Genomic DNA, 16,376 nt, shown 5'->3' on the forward strand with positions numbered 1-16,376 from the left:
CGTTCGGACCCGCCCCTGTTTGTCTTCAGTTGCGCGTCACGTCAGGTGCGCTCGGCATCAGGCGCTCAGCGCGGGGATCAAGGCCGGAGCGTCCCAGCCCCGGCCTCGTCCCCTTCAGGCTCAGCCGAGCCAGGCACCCGAGGACGCGAAGTGGTAGCGCTTACCGTCGATGGAGACCCAGCCGGTCACCATCTTGCCGGAGGCATCGAGGTAGTACCAGGTGCCGCCGTCATTGACCCAGCCGATCGCCATCGCACCGTTGCCGGTCAGGTAGTACCACTTGCCGTTCACGGCGGTCCAGCCGGTGGCCATCGCGCCCGAGGTGTTCAGGTAGTACCAGGAACCGTTCACGTTGGCCCAGCCGGTCGCCATCGCGCCCGAGGCGTTCAGGTAGTACCAGGAGCCGTCGACGTCAACCCAGCCGGTGGCCATCGCGCCGGTGGCGGGATCGAGGTAGTACCAGGAGCCGTCGACCTTGGTCCAGCCCGTCGCCATGCGGCCGGACGGGGTCATCCAGTGCCATGCCGCGTCGAAGGTGACCCAGCCGGTCGCCATCACGGCGTCGCCGTTGAAGTAGTAGGTGGAGCCATCGATGGTGACGTACTTGCTGCGGGCACAGTAGCCGTCGTTGTAGCAGTACTTCCAGCCATCGGCGCTGTTGGTCCAGGCGCCGCCGTCACGCAGGGATTCATCCACGTGGAAGTGGATCGAGTCCTTGACGTCGTCATCGGCGCGGGCGTCCTTGTTGCGGCCTTCGGCAGAAACCGTGACCTCAACGTGGGAGGCGTCGCCGATCAGGTCGGTCGCGTTGTAGGGGCCAGCCACGAGCGTGACCTCGTTACCCTCGAAGGCGCCCGTGCCGGTACCGGTCACGGCTTCCTTGTCGCCGACCTTCAGAGAGGCCTTGGTGACGGGGCCGGAGACCGTGGTGCGCACGTAGACGGTACCCGAGACAGACGCGTCGGCCAGCGGACGCCAGTCGGTGACTCCGTCGTGGGAGTACTCGACGCTGCCGAGGACGGGCTGCGGCTGGTCCTTGAGGACGGCGGCCAGGGCGTTGACGAGGCCAGCGCCGCGGTATTCCTTACCGTCCTCGGGTGCAGCGAGGCGGTCGTAGGTGTAGCCGGCCTGCTTCTTGAGCAGGGCGATCGTCTGGTCGGGCGTGTAGTCCGGGTGGATCTGCTTGATCAGCGCGGCCACGCCCGCAGCGTGCGGGGAGGCCATCGAGGTGCCGGACAGGTAACCGAAGGGCGGATCCTTCTTCCAGGTCGGCAGGGTCGACCAGATGCGCGAGCCGGGGGCGGCCACGTCCACGGAGTTCTTGCCGTAGTTGGAGAACTTGGAACGCTCGAGCTTCGCGATGGAGGGATCGGTGCCGGTGGGCAGGGCGACGGAGGCCACGGAGACGACCGAGTCGTTGACCATGGCGGGCACGTCGATGCCGCCGGCCACGTTGCGCTCGACCGCGGCGCCCTCGACGTCGTTGGGCGAGGCCTTGTCAATCGTCGGGTTGTCGTGGTCGTCGTTGTCGTTACCCTCGGCGGCGATGTTGACGACGCCATGGTTCTTCGCGTAGCGGATCGCGCGCGAGGCAGCCTCGAGGCCCGCGGCCTGGGAGCCCTCGGTGGGCATCCAGAAGGCGTAGGGGTCCATGTAGTAGCTGGAGTTCGTCACGTCGATGTCGTGCTCGGCAGCCCAGTCGAAGGCGCAGGCCACGTACTCGGGGTAGAAGGAGCCGGCCTCGTTCGAGGTCTTGATCGCGACGATCGTGGCGCTGGGGGCGACGCCGTCCACGCCGTAGGCATTGTGCGCGGCGGCGATGGTACCGGCGACGTGCGTGCCGTGGTAGTGGTCATCCTTCCAGTCCGCGGGGTTCTGGCTGGGGATGCCGTTGATCTGGCAGCCCACGGAACGCGAGGCGTCCAGGTGTTCCTTGAGGTCCTTGTGGTCGGGGTCGATGCCGGTGTCCATGACGCCGACGGTGACCTTCTCGAGGGGGACGTCGACCTGCTGGGCCTCGAGGGCACCGACGGCGGCCAGGCCCCAGGCGTTAGCGTCGCCCTCGTCGGGGGTGAAGTCGTTGAGCTGGGAGTCGGCGGACAGGCCGGTCGAGCGGGTGCCCGCGGCGTCAGCGACGGCGTTGGCCTCGGACGCGGTGGTCTGCGGCTGCTCGGTGCGCACCTCGGAGCCGGTGACCGTCTTGTAGCGGGTGGGGCCGATCGACTGGTAGGAGATGCCGGCGTCGACGAGGCTCTTGCCGAGCGTCGGCGCGAAGGCGGCCTTCACCGACTGGACGAAGAAGGTGTTGAATTCTGGGTACTGGGCCAGGACGACGCCATTTTCCGAGGCCTTGGAGACGGCCGCGTTGAAGTCGTAGTGGGAGGCGTCAGCAGGCAGGTTGACCGCGTAGTTCATGACCTCGTCCTGGGCGCGAGCCTCGGAGGTGATCCCCGGGACGCCGACCGCGTGGGCGGGGGCGCCGAACGCGGTGAGCGTGACGCCGACGGCGAGCGCGGCTCCTCCCGCGATGAGGGTCCTCCATGAGCGTTGATGCATCATTGTTCCTCGTTTCTGTACGGATGGGGACGCGTCTCCGGCACTTTCCGGATGGCACGCCATTGCTCCATCGTCTCAAGGTTTGTCACTAACCTCCTAGAGGGTTTCACAATTTAAGAATCCTTGACCTTTTGGTGAAGGAATGGAGAGGTTGACACATGAGCGACAATCACACCCTTCCACCACGCCCCTCTCCACACACCCTCCATTGACCGACTGAAATCGACCCGCCAATCAATTAGACAGTTTGAAGAGTTGAAAAATACCTAGCGATTAATTTAATTGTCTGAACAAGGGCTCGCCGCTATTTATCTTGTATTTTTTGATTTGCCAGACAACTTGACAGTTGCGCATGACCCATCCGAACAGCTGTGTTACGGTCGGAGACGACAGTCACACGCGAGTGATGGGAGGCACCGTTGCCAGCATCCGTCTACGTTCGCTTTGACGCGCCCGAGGGAGTGCCAGCGACACCACGAAGGCTACATGCCGCCCTGTCGGCGGTTCTGGACTTACCGCCGGGCATCAGCCCGACGCGGGCAGCACAGTTTCCGACGCTGGCCCACCGGCCGGTTCACGGGTCGGGTGGAGTGAAGCCCTATTCGCTCGGCGAGCTGAGCCATTCGGAGTCGACATTCGGCGTCGAGGTGCGCTTCTTGGACGACCGACTGATTGACACGCTGGATGCATGGCTGTCGTGGGGTGGAGTGATGCGCCTCGGGGCGGGCACCCCAGATGACGCAGTGTTGATCGCATCCGAGGGACAGATCATCAGCCAGGCTTCATGGGAAGAGCTAGCGGAGCGAGACCAGGACACCGCGTGGGAAATACGCCTTGTCACGCCAACAACTTTTTCATCGAAGGGGAATCACGTACCAAGCCTGTCTCCGGCGACGATTGCGACAAGCTTGCAGCAGCGCTGGTGGGCCTGGAATCGAAGGCTCGCTCCCCCACGGATTGACCGCCATGCCATGGCGAGCGTGTTGGCGACCCAGGATTTCACGCGCTCATCCATGGTGTCTCTGGCGATACCACGCGGCGGCGGCCAGGGCCGCCTGAGCTCCCAGCGCATCCCAGCCCACGAGGGCTACCTGCGCATCAGCGGCGTCGAAGGCGCCGAAGCGACCCGCATTTTCTCGCGCCTGATGGCACTGTCCGCATACACGAACGTCGGCTCGCACACGAGCTACGGCATGGGCGTCATAGACGCTGTGGCCGCATAATCAACACAGGATTTTCCACCATGAATCAAAAGAGCGTACAACACTCCCCCAAGCGCAATACCACCCGGATCTTGATCTGTATAGGTCTTTTCTGCATCGCAATCGTTCTCCTTGTTGGCGGACTATTAATCAACAACGAATGCAAAGATATAGCAAACCAGTTTCTGTTTCCCCTCTCCTACACACTCTTTTCACTAATTCCCGGATACTTCATTGTTGAAACAGTCGGCAAAGGGTTACTTAAACTCAAAGGCCGCATTGATTACGGACTCAAGAATAAAACAATCCTCCTCATCGGAGAGAAAGAAGAATGCTACAACGTTGAGGAACAGCTATACTACTCGCAACTACTAAATAAGGATAAGATCACAAACCAATCTACCAACATAACTCCAGATAATCAGGAATATAATTACAATTACGAACAATTCACAAAATACGATCTAGTCATTCTATGCTTTAGCAATAAGTTCCTGGATTCAAAGACACTGTCTGACGGCAGAAAAAAGCACATCCTCAACGAGAAACAAACTGATCTACTACTAGACACACTTGACTCAATCGGAAATAGTGGCACCACAAAAGAAGCACTTGAGTCACGGCAGGATATTACCGGACTGATCACCCTCTGCCCTCCCGGATCACTGGACACAGATGAACAACGCGATCCATTCCAACGTCCTTTTACTGTCGTTGTCAACCAAATTGGGCGGATGATGACAGACGTCTTCTCACTCCTGATAACACTTCCCCCGCGCAATGGAGACTAGGGAGAAGCCAACCATGACAAGTTACCTCGTCATGCTGCAGACGAACAGCAATCAGCCCTTCATCTTCTCCTCGCCCCGCCTGCGGGAACAGATCGGCGCTTCCTTCGAGATCACGCTGCTGTCCCGCTGGGTGAAGGAAGCCGCGTTTGATATGAAGCTTCCTTCCATGTCTACCAGCGAGAAAGGAATTAAGACCCTCCCGGCCACCTTCTGGGTATCAGATTCCTCGGGTAAGGTGATCGTCCGATTCACTAAATCTGACGGCAATCCGGAGAATCTAGCCAAACAACTGATCCGAGTGGTCACGCTCCGTGCACTGACTGACGCCCCGGGCCTCGACGTCACGGGAGTCTTCATCCCAGCAGCGCCCGGCGCCCTCGAAGCGAAGGACCTCGAGAAACTCGACCGAGCCTTCAGTGAGTACTCACTGAACCGCCGACCAGCGGCGGCTCGTTTCCCGCAGTTCCCGTTCCTGGAACGAGGATCAGAGTCTGCTCTTCCCGCATCTGCATCGCTCGGCGCTCTGAAGTTCTCTCAGGAGTCCCTGCAGCCGAATATCTTCGACGAGTCCTCCCCCCTGTCCCTCCCATCACGCGTGAAGCGCGCGTTCGCGTCGACATCGCGAAAGCAGCAAGTCGACGATGTGCAGGAGCGGCTTGCGAAGCAAGGAATGGAGCTCAAACAAGAACCCCAGCTCGACCCAACCAAGCTTGCAGCCGCGTTCCAAGACGGCGAGGAGTCTGAGGACGCCAAGAACATGTTATCGTCGGTCGGAGTCGTCCATATTGACGGTAACGGCGTTGGCGCGATCATGCGCGATCTCGGTTCAGCACACAGTAAGGCTCAAGAAGCTGGAGTTCGTATATCTGCTGATGAAGTCCACACTGAGCCCAATGATGCTTTGCAAGCGTTCATCATGGTGGTGAATGAGCGCCTCGACAAGACCGTGAAGGACGCCATCGCACTGTCGTGGTACGACGTTCAGGAACTGACGCCAGATACAGTCGTTCCCATTGTGCCCGTCCTCGTCGGTGGCGACGATGTCACGGTCTACACGGACGGACGCTACGCAATACCCTTCGCCGAGGCCTACATCCGCCATTACGAGGAGCTCACGGAGAAGGACGAGCTGCTCAAACAGCTCGCGGTCGTCGCGGGTGCGAAGAAGCCCGGACCCCTCACGGCCTCGGCGGGTGTGGCCATCGTGGGCCGCAACTTCCCATTCCATATAGCCTACGATCTGGCTGAAGGCCTGGTGTCGCGCGGGAAGAAGCTCGGTAAAAAGAAGGAAACAGTCCCCTGCTCGACGATCGACTTCCACGTGCTGCGCGACACGACGGTCCTCGACCCGGACGAGACCTTGGACGAGTACAAGGGCCGCGCGCAGCGCCCCTTCTTGGTCGGCCACTACGCGCCGGAGCGGCTCGGGGACGCGACCACAACCTCGTCCGAGGAAACACCCACCACGACGCCGCAGCCGTTGTTCTCCTGGGCGCGCATCCTTCAGGCGGTCGCAGCCTTCGACGGCATGAAACCGGACGACCCCACGCAGACCACCGGCGATCCATTCCATCGTGCCCGCGCGAACCGCATTGTCAAACTCCTCGCCGACTATGTCAATGTTCCCAAGGATGATGCAGCGCGATCCAAGTGTCTCGGGTATGTCGTCCTGAAGGGCAACAAAGAAGCGTTCGCGACGCAGGAGCAGATCGACAACGACAAACAAAAATCAGACGACGCGAAGAGGATAACGAAGCGCTGCGACCACCCGATTTGCGCGATCCGCATCGAATGGAAGGATGCACAGGAGAACGCGCGGGGCACGAAGGCACTCATGAATGCGTTGGGGCCCTTGCCCTCGAAGACGCGCCTCGACGATCCCGACGAGCACACTGAGGATTGCATCGAGCAGGTGCGATGGCTCCTGGACCTCATCGACCTGTCCGAGAACTTGCCTGACGGGTATATCGCTTGCCGGATAGCCCGAGACACCAACGGACAGATAGCTTGCGACGAAGCGTCAGGCGCGACCACCGCAGGAGGTACCAAGTGAGCGCTGAAAACACGACGAGTAGCATCACCCCCGCAAGCGGTCATGTCACCATCGTGTTCACGTCCGACTGGGGCGTGTCCACGGGCGTGGGCCACGCAGGGCGCACGCACTCAAAAATTGAGCGAAGCAACAACAAGCCGGTCGTGCGCGGCACGGTCATCACGGGTGTTCTGCGCGAGCAGGCAATGCTGGCGGCGCGGGCCCTCGACGGGCCAAAGAAGGGGAATAAGAAGGGCAAGTGGACCAACTTTGCCCTGTGGCTCTTCGGCCAGGACCCTAACAGCGAGCCGAGCTCAACTCCCCACCCGCGTCACGTTCTCTTCTCGGACGCGACCCCGGCCTCGGAAATCCCAATTCACGACACGGTGTCCCTCTCCATCGACCCACAGACGGGGACGGCGCGCGACCAGTTCCTGCGCTTCACGGAGCGCGCGGCGGCCGGCGTCCTCACGGGCACGTTCACGCTCATCGACGAGGCCGGGGCTGAGATCTCTGATCAACATACGATCGATGCGGCACACTTCCTCCTGGGGGTCGCTGGGCTCATGGTCCGAGGCATCGGCTCGGGCCGCAGCGGAGGTGATGGCGAGTGCACGGTCCTCGTGTCAGGCGACGAGGTTGAGGCGCGCGTCAGGCAGTCCACGTCTGCGTTCGTCGCATACGCGTCCGACCAGGCACAGGTGCTGAGAGGGACTCTTAAGAGCCTGGCACAGGCTTTCACGGAAGACAATGTCAATGTCAATGCACTCCCCGGCCCTCGGCAGGAGGGCGCACAACACCAGGTCGGGACCGTCGACGGTTCCGCAGCTCAGCACGGCGACGGACACCACCTGATTCTCGACCTCACGCTCAACTCGCCCATCGTGTCCTACGAGGTCCCATTCTCGAACGAAATCCGATCCTTGGACTTCCTGCGCGGAACAGTGCTGCTCCCCTGGCTGCACCGGCTGGTGTCGTCAGAGAAGCACGGAGAGGATGAGGCGGTCATTACCAACGCCGTGACCGGCGGCCACCTGTTTGTCTCGGACGCGCTGCCCGTCATCAGTGAAACAGAGGGACTCCCCGTTCCCCTCACGCTCAATAAGGACAAGACGCCGACCTCGGACTCGACCGTCACTTTGTACGGCGATTCCTCCGATAATACGGCTGGGATCCCCGTTCGCGGTGGATATGTCTTCTTTGCCCCGAAGGGAGGCGACAGCGAGAAGCCTCAGGGCTGGTACGGTAAGCCGCCGCTGCGCGGGCGACAGACGACCGCCATCAACCACGAAACGGGCGCCGCCAGCAAGGGCCAACTAGTCCTCGTCGACGCACTGCCCAAAGGCCTGAAAATGCGCGCGCACGTCTGGGTGTCGGATGAGCTCTGGAACGCCGCCTCTGTCTCCAATCTTTTCAACGAGCCACGCGTGGCCCGGCTCGGGTCGCGCAAGCTCACGGGCACCTTCGGGTCCGCCCACTGCACGCTGCGTGAAGAGAATGATGATGAGCGGAAGGCACACAGCCACTTCGGTAACGCTGGAAGCGCGCAGCCCACGGGCGACGCCTCCGCCGACGGGACGGCACCCGGAGAGTCCGCCCCGGCCTCGTCAGATGATCAGACAGTCTCCCTGTGGTTCATCTCCGACGTGATCGCCCGTTCCGCTGGGCTCGGGGCCGGAGGGACCGTCGACGACCTCATTCGCGCATTCAAGCGCGAGGGCGTCGATCTCGGGTCGATAAAGGCCGCTTCAATCCGACATCGGCGCGTCGACTCGTGGTCGCCTGCGGACAACGGGCCGCGCGCGACTCGGCTGGCCATTCAGGCAGGTTCCGTCATCCAGGTGAGCGCCAATGATGAGAACCACGCCAAGCTCCTGGAGCTCGCCCCCTTTGGAGTGGGCGAGCTGACGGCGCAGGGCTACGGCCGCTTCGTCGTCGATCACCCCCTTCTCAGCATCGAATCCATTGAGGTCACGAAAGCGAAGCTCAAGCACTTTGTGTGCGAGGAGACGCCTGAAGGAGGCGAAGAGAAGTGACATTCACACGCTATGAGCTCACTATCCCAGTCGAGCTGACGTCAGAGCTCCACATCGGCGGTGTGGACGAGGTGCCCGACCGCGACGGAGAGGGAACCGTGATCCGCTTCTGCCGCAATGGCCTTAACGAGCCGACGATCCCCGGCCGTTCCATCAGGGGTGCCGTGCGCGCAGCATGCGACATCGCCCGCCAAGCGCTGAAGGGTGCCGGGGATCCCGCGACTCAGAACGGAGGCGTATTCTCGAAGGCCAGCTGGGTGTCCCTGTGGGGTGATGACACGGACTACACTGGTAGATCCGCCAATGATCGCGGGCTGCCAAGTGATGCGTCGCTCCCTATCAGGAAGAGTGCGCTCACCTTCCATGCGGTATCCTTCCCGGATTACAAGGACAGCGACTCGGGACAATCCCCCTTGCCGAGGCGTCACGGCGTCGGCATCGACCGGACGACCGGTGCCGCCTCGGACGGAGCACTCTACGAGCACGAGTTCCTTCCCCGCGGAACAAGGTTCGACATTCGTATCACCGCCGAGGGGCGCGACGACGAAACGATGAAACGCGACCAGTCGGATGGAATTCCAGGGCCCGCGTCCTCCGACACCGTCAAGAAGCTCCTCGAGTTCATCGTTAATGTCCTGAATTCCGGTGCTATATGCCTCGGCGGGCGCACCGGTTCCGGGCAGGGAAAGATCCGTGTCAATGAGCCGAAACTCCGCCGCCTCAGTGGGACGACCGATGCCGGTACGCTGACTACACCGGCGGACATTCTCAACGCGCTCATCGGTCAGGACGAGGAAGGGACCTCGCTCCCCCTCGAACTGGGAGGCTGGACCCTGGAGGAACCCGCGCGCATCACCATCGAGTGGTGGTCACCCACCGGTATTTTCATTGCCGAGGACGAAAAGCTGACGAAGCAGCGCAAGGACGAGGCTCAGAAGAAAGACTCCTCCGCCAACGGAGTGACAGAGCCCCTCCGTGATCCATCTGTCCCCTGGGACGAGGCCCAACTCCTTATCCCGGGAACCTCGATTCGCGGTGCACTGCGCTCACGGGCCTCGCGCATCGCGCGGACGGTCCTCGCGGCACGCGGCGATCTAGAACCCCTCGCATCGCACGACATCCACGAGCAGATCGCCCATGAGCCGAACCTCGTGCGATACATGTTTGGTTGCACCGATTACCGGGGCGCGGTCACCGTCCACGACTGTCGATCGATAGAGCGCGGCACGCGCGTCGAGGTCACTCACAACGCGATCGACCGTTGGACGGGTGGCGTGATCGACGGTGGTCTCTTCACTGAGGCCGTCTACCTGGGCACCGAATGGGAGCCGATCCAGATTGATATTGACCTGCGACGCCTCTTGAAGAACATCAAGGCGGAGAAGGCGCTGGAAGACAAAGGCAACCCTGCCAATACCAACGAGGCGGAGAATGGTTCGGACAACGGCAAGCAGTCGAAGGCTACTGACGCCGACTACGCTCACGCCTCCTACGTGCTGCTCGGGTTGGCGCTCGCCGAGTTGGCGGCAGGCACACTCCCCCTGGGTAGCCGATCAACGCGAGGCCTGGGCCAAGTCGTCGTCTCATCGATCGATATTCGTGGCAGTGCCCACGAGGGTGCCAAGATTCCAACAAAGGAGCGCTTTGGCGACCAAGCGCTGGAGCACCCGGGAACCGCAGCAAGCAGCCCGACGCAGGACCGACACGACGCGCAGCGCAAGCTCGCAGGAAATGTCCTGGATTATTTGCGGGAGGACATTGAGGGCGCGCCGAAGTGGTCAAAGCGATTAGATGACGCCACAGAGAAAGACAGCACTGAATCAAAGGGTGAGGAGGACACTCATGAGTAAGTTGTGCAAGGAAGCAACACTAACGCGCACGCAGATACAGTCCGACCCAGCCAAGACGCCCTCGCTATGCGAGTTCCTCACGCACGTTAACAGGGAAACAGGCTCAAGCGTTCAAGGCCTTGCGTTCGCTACGAACGGGACCTGGCCGGTATTGGGATTCGACAAGTGCTCCCCCGCCGAGACGCCGAAGCTCTCTATCACGCCGATCGATGGGCGACACTTCGATCCTACGAAGGTCTTCGAGCTGCGCCTGTGGGTACCCGTGCTACAGGGGCACGAGCCCACGGACGACGAGGATTTGGCTCACGAATTCCGCTGGGCGAACGGCGTGGGTGCTGTCGAGCTGAGGGTCACCGCGGGCACCGACAGCTCACAGACAAACGGAAGCAAGGGGTCTGGCGACAGAGGCTGGGTGCATGCGGTGCAGTATCTGGAACACGTTCCTTCTAGCAGGAGCACGGCGAATCCCGACCCGGCTTCCACCGATAACGAGTCCGACCAAAGCGGTGAAGGTACCGGGGCCAGCCACATGGCGGCACTCGAGTTCATCCAAGAAGAAGATAAGTACGGAAACACGATCGTAGTCGATCAGCTATTCACGGGAAGGTGGAACTAAAGATGGGCAATAAAAAAAAGTATGAGAAACATGCATTTCACTCAAGCGTAAACCGAATACCGCGACTACCAGACTACGCACGGAAGATCGATTCCACAAACAACGAAGCGATTTATCAAGAGGGAATACAAACACACCTTGATCACCTCCATTCTGACAGACTCAGCGGCTATTTTGATCTTCAAGTGACCGCCCACTCACCATTACTTATCGGGCAACAGACAACCGAAGAGGACCTTCATTATCTTCAAGTACAGGAACTCGAAGGAAAACCCTATATTGCTCCAACAATGATTAAGGGGCTTTTGAGCACATCCTACGAAAGAATTACGTCATCACGCTTTCGGGTGTTCGACACAAAAACACACAACACGCGACTGACTTACCGCACACAACCAAATCAAGCAATATCACTGGTCCCTGTTCGATGCACACATGCACCAAATATCGACGATACCGACGGACAGTACACTTTCGAACGCCTTGACGGCGGCGGACACAACGACAATAAGCCAGCATTCATACCGATCCAAAATTCTCCCGCTTTGTCCGAGACTAAGAAAATAGGAGGAAAAAAAATAGAAATCGGCAAATTTGAATACAATCACAACAACGGCAAACGAATCACCAAACACTTCAAGAACCACGAGGAAGTCAGATTCAAGGCCTATCGAATTAAATCACGATGGATTGTAAGCAAAATCTCGAAATTAGATGGCAGCTTCACCTTATCTCTCGGCACATACAAAGAGACAAGCACGCACAAAGAGACGAGTCCCAACGACCAGCAATCGAAGAAATCTCAGAAATTCGAAGGATACCTATATTTGACCACGCCGCGCGAAATGCTACAAGAAAACAAAACAAATTTCGGGAATAAGTGGGGAAAGAAGAAATGGTCTGAAAAAATTTTCATCAAGCCAGAGCAGGATTTGAGCCAGACAAGCAACAACTCGACAAACAGTGTAGTGTGCTCCACATCAGTAGCAGAGGCTTACATAGCAACACTTCGGTCATACCGCGCCATACAAGACGAAACCGATGCTCGAAACAAACGCAATGGTGAGGAGCTGACGAGACATAATGTCTACTCGAGCGGGGGACTTGATAACGACAGGATTACAGTAGGAACCCTCGCATATGCCTCAATGGATACAAGCGACACCATTTTGGAATTGATCCCAATTAGCGTTGGACGACACGCTTATTCACACGCGCCCAGCACCCTGGCAGAGGCAGATGGCGTCAATCCAGCTAGAACACTTAAGGAGGCCTCAGCTGCCGACAGACTCTTCGGTTTCGTCGGTAACGACAATGAGAGCAGCACCTCGCTACGCGGGCGTGTTCAGATCGGCCCCGTCTCAACATTGGATTGTTCCATCGCAGTACCGACCGATGGACAAGCCTACGTAACACTTCCTCCACTACTTAGCCCCAAGCCCAGCAGCGGTCGTCGCTTTCTGGTTCCCAAGGAGAACTTCCCCGATCCACCTCGTAAAAACACGCGCCGAGACCAACTCTACGATCCGGACTATTCTTCGCTGGGCGAAGCAACATACCCAACACATCGCTCCTGCATCGGACAGCCCCTTGATAAGATCATCGAAAAGTTCAGCACTAGTGGCGGCGATCTGAAGACAAACGAATCCCTTCAACTTCATGTGCGATCATGGATCAAACAAGGAAGCGTTTTCGCATGCAGGGTTCATTTTGAAGATATTTCTCCCAAGGAACTTGCTTTTCTCCTGTGGCCACTAATTCCAAAGAACCTATCCCCCGAAGGCTGTTCAGAGATCGGTTATCACAAGCTAGGAATCGGAAAACCCCTCGGCCTCGGACTCGTCGAGGCAAGAATCGTTACAAACAGCTTGCATCTTGAGAAGACACAAGACATTACATCGGGTTACAAGGAGCTCAACAACGTTCTCGGGACTCACTACAAAGAGGTAGATGATCCAACACTGCTTCAATACAGCGAGATAGGAGATTCGTCGAAGCTTCCTTGTGTTCGCGCCTTCCAAAGAGCAGCTTACGGATTTGAAGACACTGACGTACCTGTCAGATATGTCAGTCTTGAAGAGAACAAAGCAAATAATGCAACTAATAGCGATGGGAGTCCGAAGTATTTTGACAATAAGAAATGGCTCGCAGGACGCTCCCCTCAGTCCCTTTGGATTGAAGATTCCGCGACAGCCCCAGAAGTCTTCTTGAGGGAAGTGAAGACAGAACGTAGCCACAAGAACGCCCAGAAATCAGGTAAAGAAGTCCATTCATCCGACAAATCCAGGAAGAATCAAGGAAAACATAGAAAGAAGGACCGTCGCACGGACATAGACACTCAGCACAACGCATCTACTTCCATTGATACCCAGCGCGACAAGTCTGGTACTCGCAGGCACCGAAAACGCGGACCGCGCGACTAGCCCCTCACCACACTCCCCGGCACAACCCCACATCATCTAGCGCTATGGCTGCGCCGAGCATGTCGACGCGGTCGGCGGAGGATGAGCATATGGGGTAGATGTGGATGACGTCTTCGGCGTCTGAGATGAGGGCGACGAGCCGGGCACGCACGCGCGCGAGCATGGCGATGTCGAGGCGGAGTTGGAATACGGATTCTTGGATGCGGTAGCCCCAGGATTCCAGTGTTTTGGCGACGCGGAGTCGGCGTTTATTGTCGGCGACGTCGCCTGGTAATGATGTAGATCATCGCCAGGCGACCCCGCTCCACTGGTAATCGGGTTCGGCGATGGCGCGCGCCAGCATCTGCGCGGAGTGGGTGATGTGTCTGCGCCACGACCCCGAGTATCCGGGCAGGGTGCCGGTGACGGACCGCTGAGCACAGGCCTCGTACGCGTCGACGAGGATTTTCTTGCCGTCGGCGCCCAGCCACCCTTCCCCGGCCTCGGCCTCGAGAACGCCCCGTGTTCGGGTCGAAGTTTGCGCGTGCGCAGGAGCGCCATGACGGTCTGGTCGACCAGGAGTGGGCGGAACTGTTCCATGAGGTCCAGCGCCAGGCTGGGCCGCTTGTCGGTGGGCGCGTGTGCGATCCCGAGGGATGGTTCGAGCCCAGCGGCGTGCAGCGCGCCGATGCATTCGGACAGGAGGATCACGTACCCGTAGGACAGGGCAGCGTTGGGCAGCTCGCGGGGTGAACGTCGACTGCGCCCGTTAAAAGTGACGTCGGCGGGCACGCCACGGCGAGCGCGTCGAAGTAGGCGTTGGAGCACGCGCCTTCGATGCCCATGATTTCGTCGAGGGTGCGCACGCTTGCGAGGGAGCGCCGCCAGGCGTACATACGCGCGGTCGCGTCGACGATGATGCGGCCCGCTTTGACGTGGATGTGTGCGCCGTCTCGGCCGACGTAGAAGATGCGGCCGGCGTGGCCTGTGGAATCGTCGCTGGGCCGGGTGGTCCACAGGTCGATGCCGACGCTGGCGAGTGCTTTCTCATCGTCAATATATTGGGCCGTCAGGTCGGTGACGCGCGCGCCCGTGTTGATGGCCACGGCCGCGATGGTGTCGATCGCGTCGGTCAGGCGTTGCTTGGTTGGTGCCGCGAGCATGAGGGTGGTTCCGACGCGCGAGTAACGCAGGCCTCGCCCCGTGGCGTACCTGTCAAGGTCGAGCAGGGCCGCGTCGGCAAGGACACTCACGATCGGGTTGGTGTCGAGGCCTGGGCGAACTCGTCGATGATGGGCGCGTCGGTGCCGGGCAGGGCCAGCGCTGACAGGCCCGCTCGGGTCACGAGGCCTGGGTCGGCTGGGCGGAGGGAGGCTCGCGCGAGGTGGTGGTTGCCGTGGTCGTAGTCGTCGGAGACTCCCCTACTGAAGGCGTCGTGTCCTGCTCGCGTGTCGTCGTAGGTGCCGTGGGGGCGTTCTGCGGCGAGCCGGCGTTCGAGGGTTTCGCGCGCCGATTCGTCCAGGAGTGCGCGGTGACGCTGTCAGCTGTCGCGAGAGTGTTCGCGTCGAAGTGCAGTCATGCGTGGCGGTGCCCAGTCGCTGGCGGCAAGGACGCGGAGCTAGTCATCGGTGGGGCTCCCCGACGTGGGGGTGTTCGCTCTGGTGGGGTTGGGCTCTGCTGTGAGGAGTCGGCGTCTGGCGCGAGTGAGGGCCTCGGTGGTGATTGCTTCTCTTAGGAACGAGGCCGCGGCAAGTGTCGTCATTGTCTGTCCTTCCAGTCAACAACCTTGCTGTTACTCTCCAACTGTAAAGTGTGATGGTGGAACAACACGCCGGTAACGGCGGCGATTTCCGGGGCGTCACCGGCCCCGCATACGGTCCGCGGCGATGCATGTAGGCGCAACGAAAGGTCTGATATCCTACCCTTGTGCTTGCCGGTCGGAGGGGTGCTTTTTCGACCACTGGCGATCCGACATGGCGTTCCCCCTGGTCGCGGAGTGCGACACGCCGGGCAGTTAGAAAGCACCGAGCGCCATAAGGTGTATTAATACGTGCCTCCACAGGGGTTCGAACCCTGGACCCGCGGATTGAAGTGAGAAAGCACCGAGCGCCATAAGGTACATTAAGACATGCGCCCCTCACTCTGTTCCATCACCTTCCACGAGTTAGAAAGCACCGAGCACCATAAGGCGCATTAAGACGTGAGGAATACTGTTCCTCGTGTGGGTTCGTGGGAGGTTAGAAAGCACCGAGCGCCATAAGGTACATTAAGACGCATTCATGATCTTTGGCACGTATTTTTCGGTTTCGCCGGTTAGAAAGCATCGAGCGACAAACGGCGCATTATGACTACAGCTTGTCAGTGATCTTCTTGTACTTTTCGGGAGCGGGTTAGAAAGCACCGAGCGCCATAAGGTGCATTAAGACTCCTCTACGTAAGCCTTCGATCCGTTGAAGTTCTTAGTTAGAAAGCACCGAGCGCCATAAGGCGCATTAAGACGTTGCGATAGGGAGCTCATAGATGGTGGTGTTCTTGAGCTGGTTAGAAAGCGCCGAGCGCCATAAGATGCATTAAGACCGCCAAAACCGCCCGCCACGTGTGGGAAATGACCGGCGTTAGAAAGCGCCGAGTGCCATGAGGTGCATTAAGACGAAGTAGCCCCAGAGTCCATTTGAAGAAGTGAGAGCTACGGTTAGAAAGCACCGAGCGCCATAAGGCGCATTAAGACGCGACCTGCACACACGTCTGGATGTAGCCCCAATACGCCGTTAGAAAGCGCGCAGCGTCATAAGGGGCTCTTCATAATTGAGGGTGTAGTTGGGGTCTGAATCCTCCGGTTTCGAGGAGTGCTCGGGTGATGTAGTGGTTGAGGTTTCGGAATCCGAGTGCGG

The 16,376-nt window shown here is 59.5% G+C and carries 9 protein-coding genes and 1 pseudogene; 7 read left to right on the forward strand and 3 right to left on the reverse strand.

Features of this window, described 5'->3' with window-relative positions:
• Nucleotides 1-120: 120 nt before the first annotated feature.
• The gene (locus CYJ22_RS06930; protein WP_101602092.1) at nt 121-2,556 is read right to left on the reverse strand and encodes a S8 family serine peptidase; all 2,436 of its coding nucleotides are present in this window, start codon (nt 2,554-2,556) and stop codon (nt 121-123) included.
• A gap of 590 nt (nt 2,557-3,146) precedes the next feature.
• Between CYJ22_RS06930 and cas6 the strand changes: the two genes are divergently transcribed.
• From cas6 to CYJ22_RS06960, 7 genes are read left to right on the forward strand one after another with little or no spacing between them, the layout of a single operon-like run.
• The gene (cas6, locus tag CYJ22_RS06935) at nt 3,147-3,779 is read left to right on the forward strand and encodes a CRISPR system precrRNA processing endoribonuclease RAMP protein Cas6 (RefSeq protein ID WP_101602093.1); all 633 of its coding nucleotides are present in this window, start codon (nt 3,147-3,149) and stop codon (nt 3,777-3,779) included.
• 20 nt (nt 3,780-3,799) lie between these two features.
• Nucleotides 3,800-4,549: a hypothetical protein gene (locus CYJ22_RS10110; protein WP_133124159.1), complete on the forward strand. Its 750-nt coding sequence runs from the start codon at nt 3,800-3,802 to the stop codon at nt 4,547-4,549.
• Between the two features lie 13 nt (nt 4,550-4,562).
• On the forward strand, nt 4,563-6,602 hold the full coding sequence (locus CYJ22_RS06940; RefSeq protein ID WP_101602094.1) for a Cas10/Cmr2 second palm domain-containing protein: 2,040 nt from the start codon (nt 4,563-4,565) through the stop codon (nt 6,600-6,602).
• Complete coding sequence (locus tag CYJ22_RS06945; RefSeq protein ID WP_243390470.1) at nt 6,599-8,617, forward strand: RAMP superfamily CRISPR-associated protein; 2,019 nt, start codon at nt 6,599-6,601, stop codon at nt 8,615-8,617. Before CYJ22_RS06940 ends, CYJ22_RS06945 begins: the two co-directional genes overlap by 4 nt.
• Nucleotides 8,614-10,467 (forward strand): RAMP superfamily CRISPR-associated protein, encoded by a 1,854-nt coding sequence (locus CYJ22_RS06950; protein ID WP_101602095.1) that lies wholly within the window; start codon nt 8,614-8,616, stop codon nt 10,465-10,467. The genes CYJ22_RS06945 and CYJ22_RS06950 overlap by 4 nt, the downstream gene beginning before the upstream one ends.
• Nucleotides 10,460-11,083: a hypothetical protein gene (locus CYJ22_RS06955; protein ID WP_207760521.1), complete on the forward strand. Its 624-nt coding sequence runs from the start codon at nt 10,460-10,462 to the stop codon at nt 11,081-11,083. The genes CYJ22_RS06950 and CYJ22_RS06955 overlap by 8 nt, the downstream gene beginning before the upstream one ends.
• Complete coding sequence (locus CYJ22_RS06960; RefSeq protein WP_133124160.1) at nt 11,074-13,506, forward strand: TIGR03986 family type III CRISPR-associated RAMP protein; 2,433 nt, start codon at nt 11,074-11,076, stop codon at nt 13,504-13,506. Before CYJ22_RS06955 ends, CYJ22_RS06960 begins: the two co-directional genes overlap by 10 nt.
• A 4-nt stretch (nt 13,507-13,510) precedes the next feature.
• Here CYJ22_RS06960 and cas2 read toward each other — a convergent pair whose 3' ends face one another.
• Both cas2 and cas1 read right to left on the reverse strand, forming a co-directional pair.
• On the reverse strand, nt 13,511-13,729 hold the full coding sequence (cas2, locus tag CYJ22_RS06965; RefSeq protein WP_243390473.1) for a CRISPR-associated endonuclease Cas2: 219 nt from the start codon (nt 13,727-13,729) through the stop codon (nt 13,511-13,513).
• Between the two features lie 338 nt (nt 13,730-14,067).
• Nucleotides 14,068-14,648, reverse strand: a pseudogene (cas1, locus tag CYJ22_RS10295) (CRISPR-associated endonuclease Cas1); the annotation flags it as partial.
• Between the last annotated feature and the right edge of the window lie 1,728 nt (nt 14,649-16,376).

The organism is Schaalia odontolytica (assembly GCF_002847525.1).
GTDB lineage: Bacteria > Actinomycetota > Actinomycetes > Actinomycetales > Actinomycetaceae > Pauljensenia > Pauljensenia odontolytica_B.

Bases quoted from the DNA above. Each gene is read 5' to 3' on its own strand.
- CYJ22_RS06955 (WP_207760521.1), top strand. From the start codon at position 10,460: ATGAGTAAGTTGTGCAAGGAAGCAACACTAACGCGCACGCAGATACAG.
- CYJ22_RS06930 (WP_101602092.1), bottom strand. From the start codon at position 2,556: ATGCATCAACGCTCATGGAGGACCCTCATCGCGGGAGGAGCCGCGCTC.
- CYJ22_RS10110 (WP_133124159.1), top strand. From the start codon at position 3,800: ATGAATCAAAAGAGCGTACAACACTCCCCCAAGCGCAATACCACCCGG.
- CYJ22_RS06940 (WP_101602094.1), top strand. From the start codon at position 4,563: ATGACAAGTTACCTCGTCATGCTGCAGACGAACAGCAATCAGCCCTTC.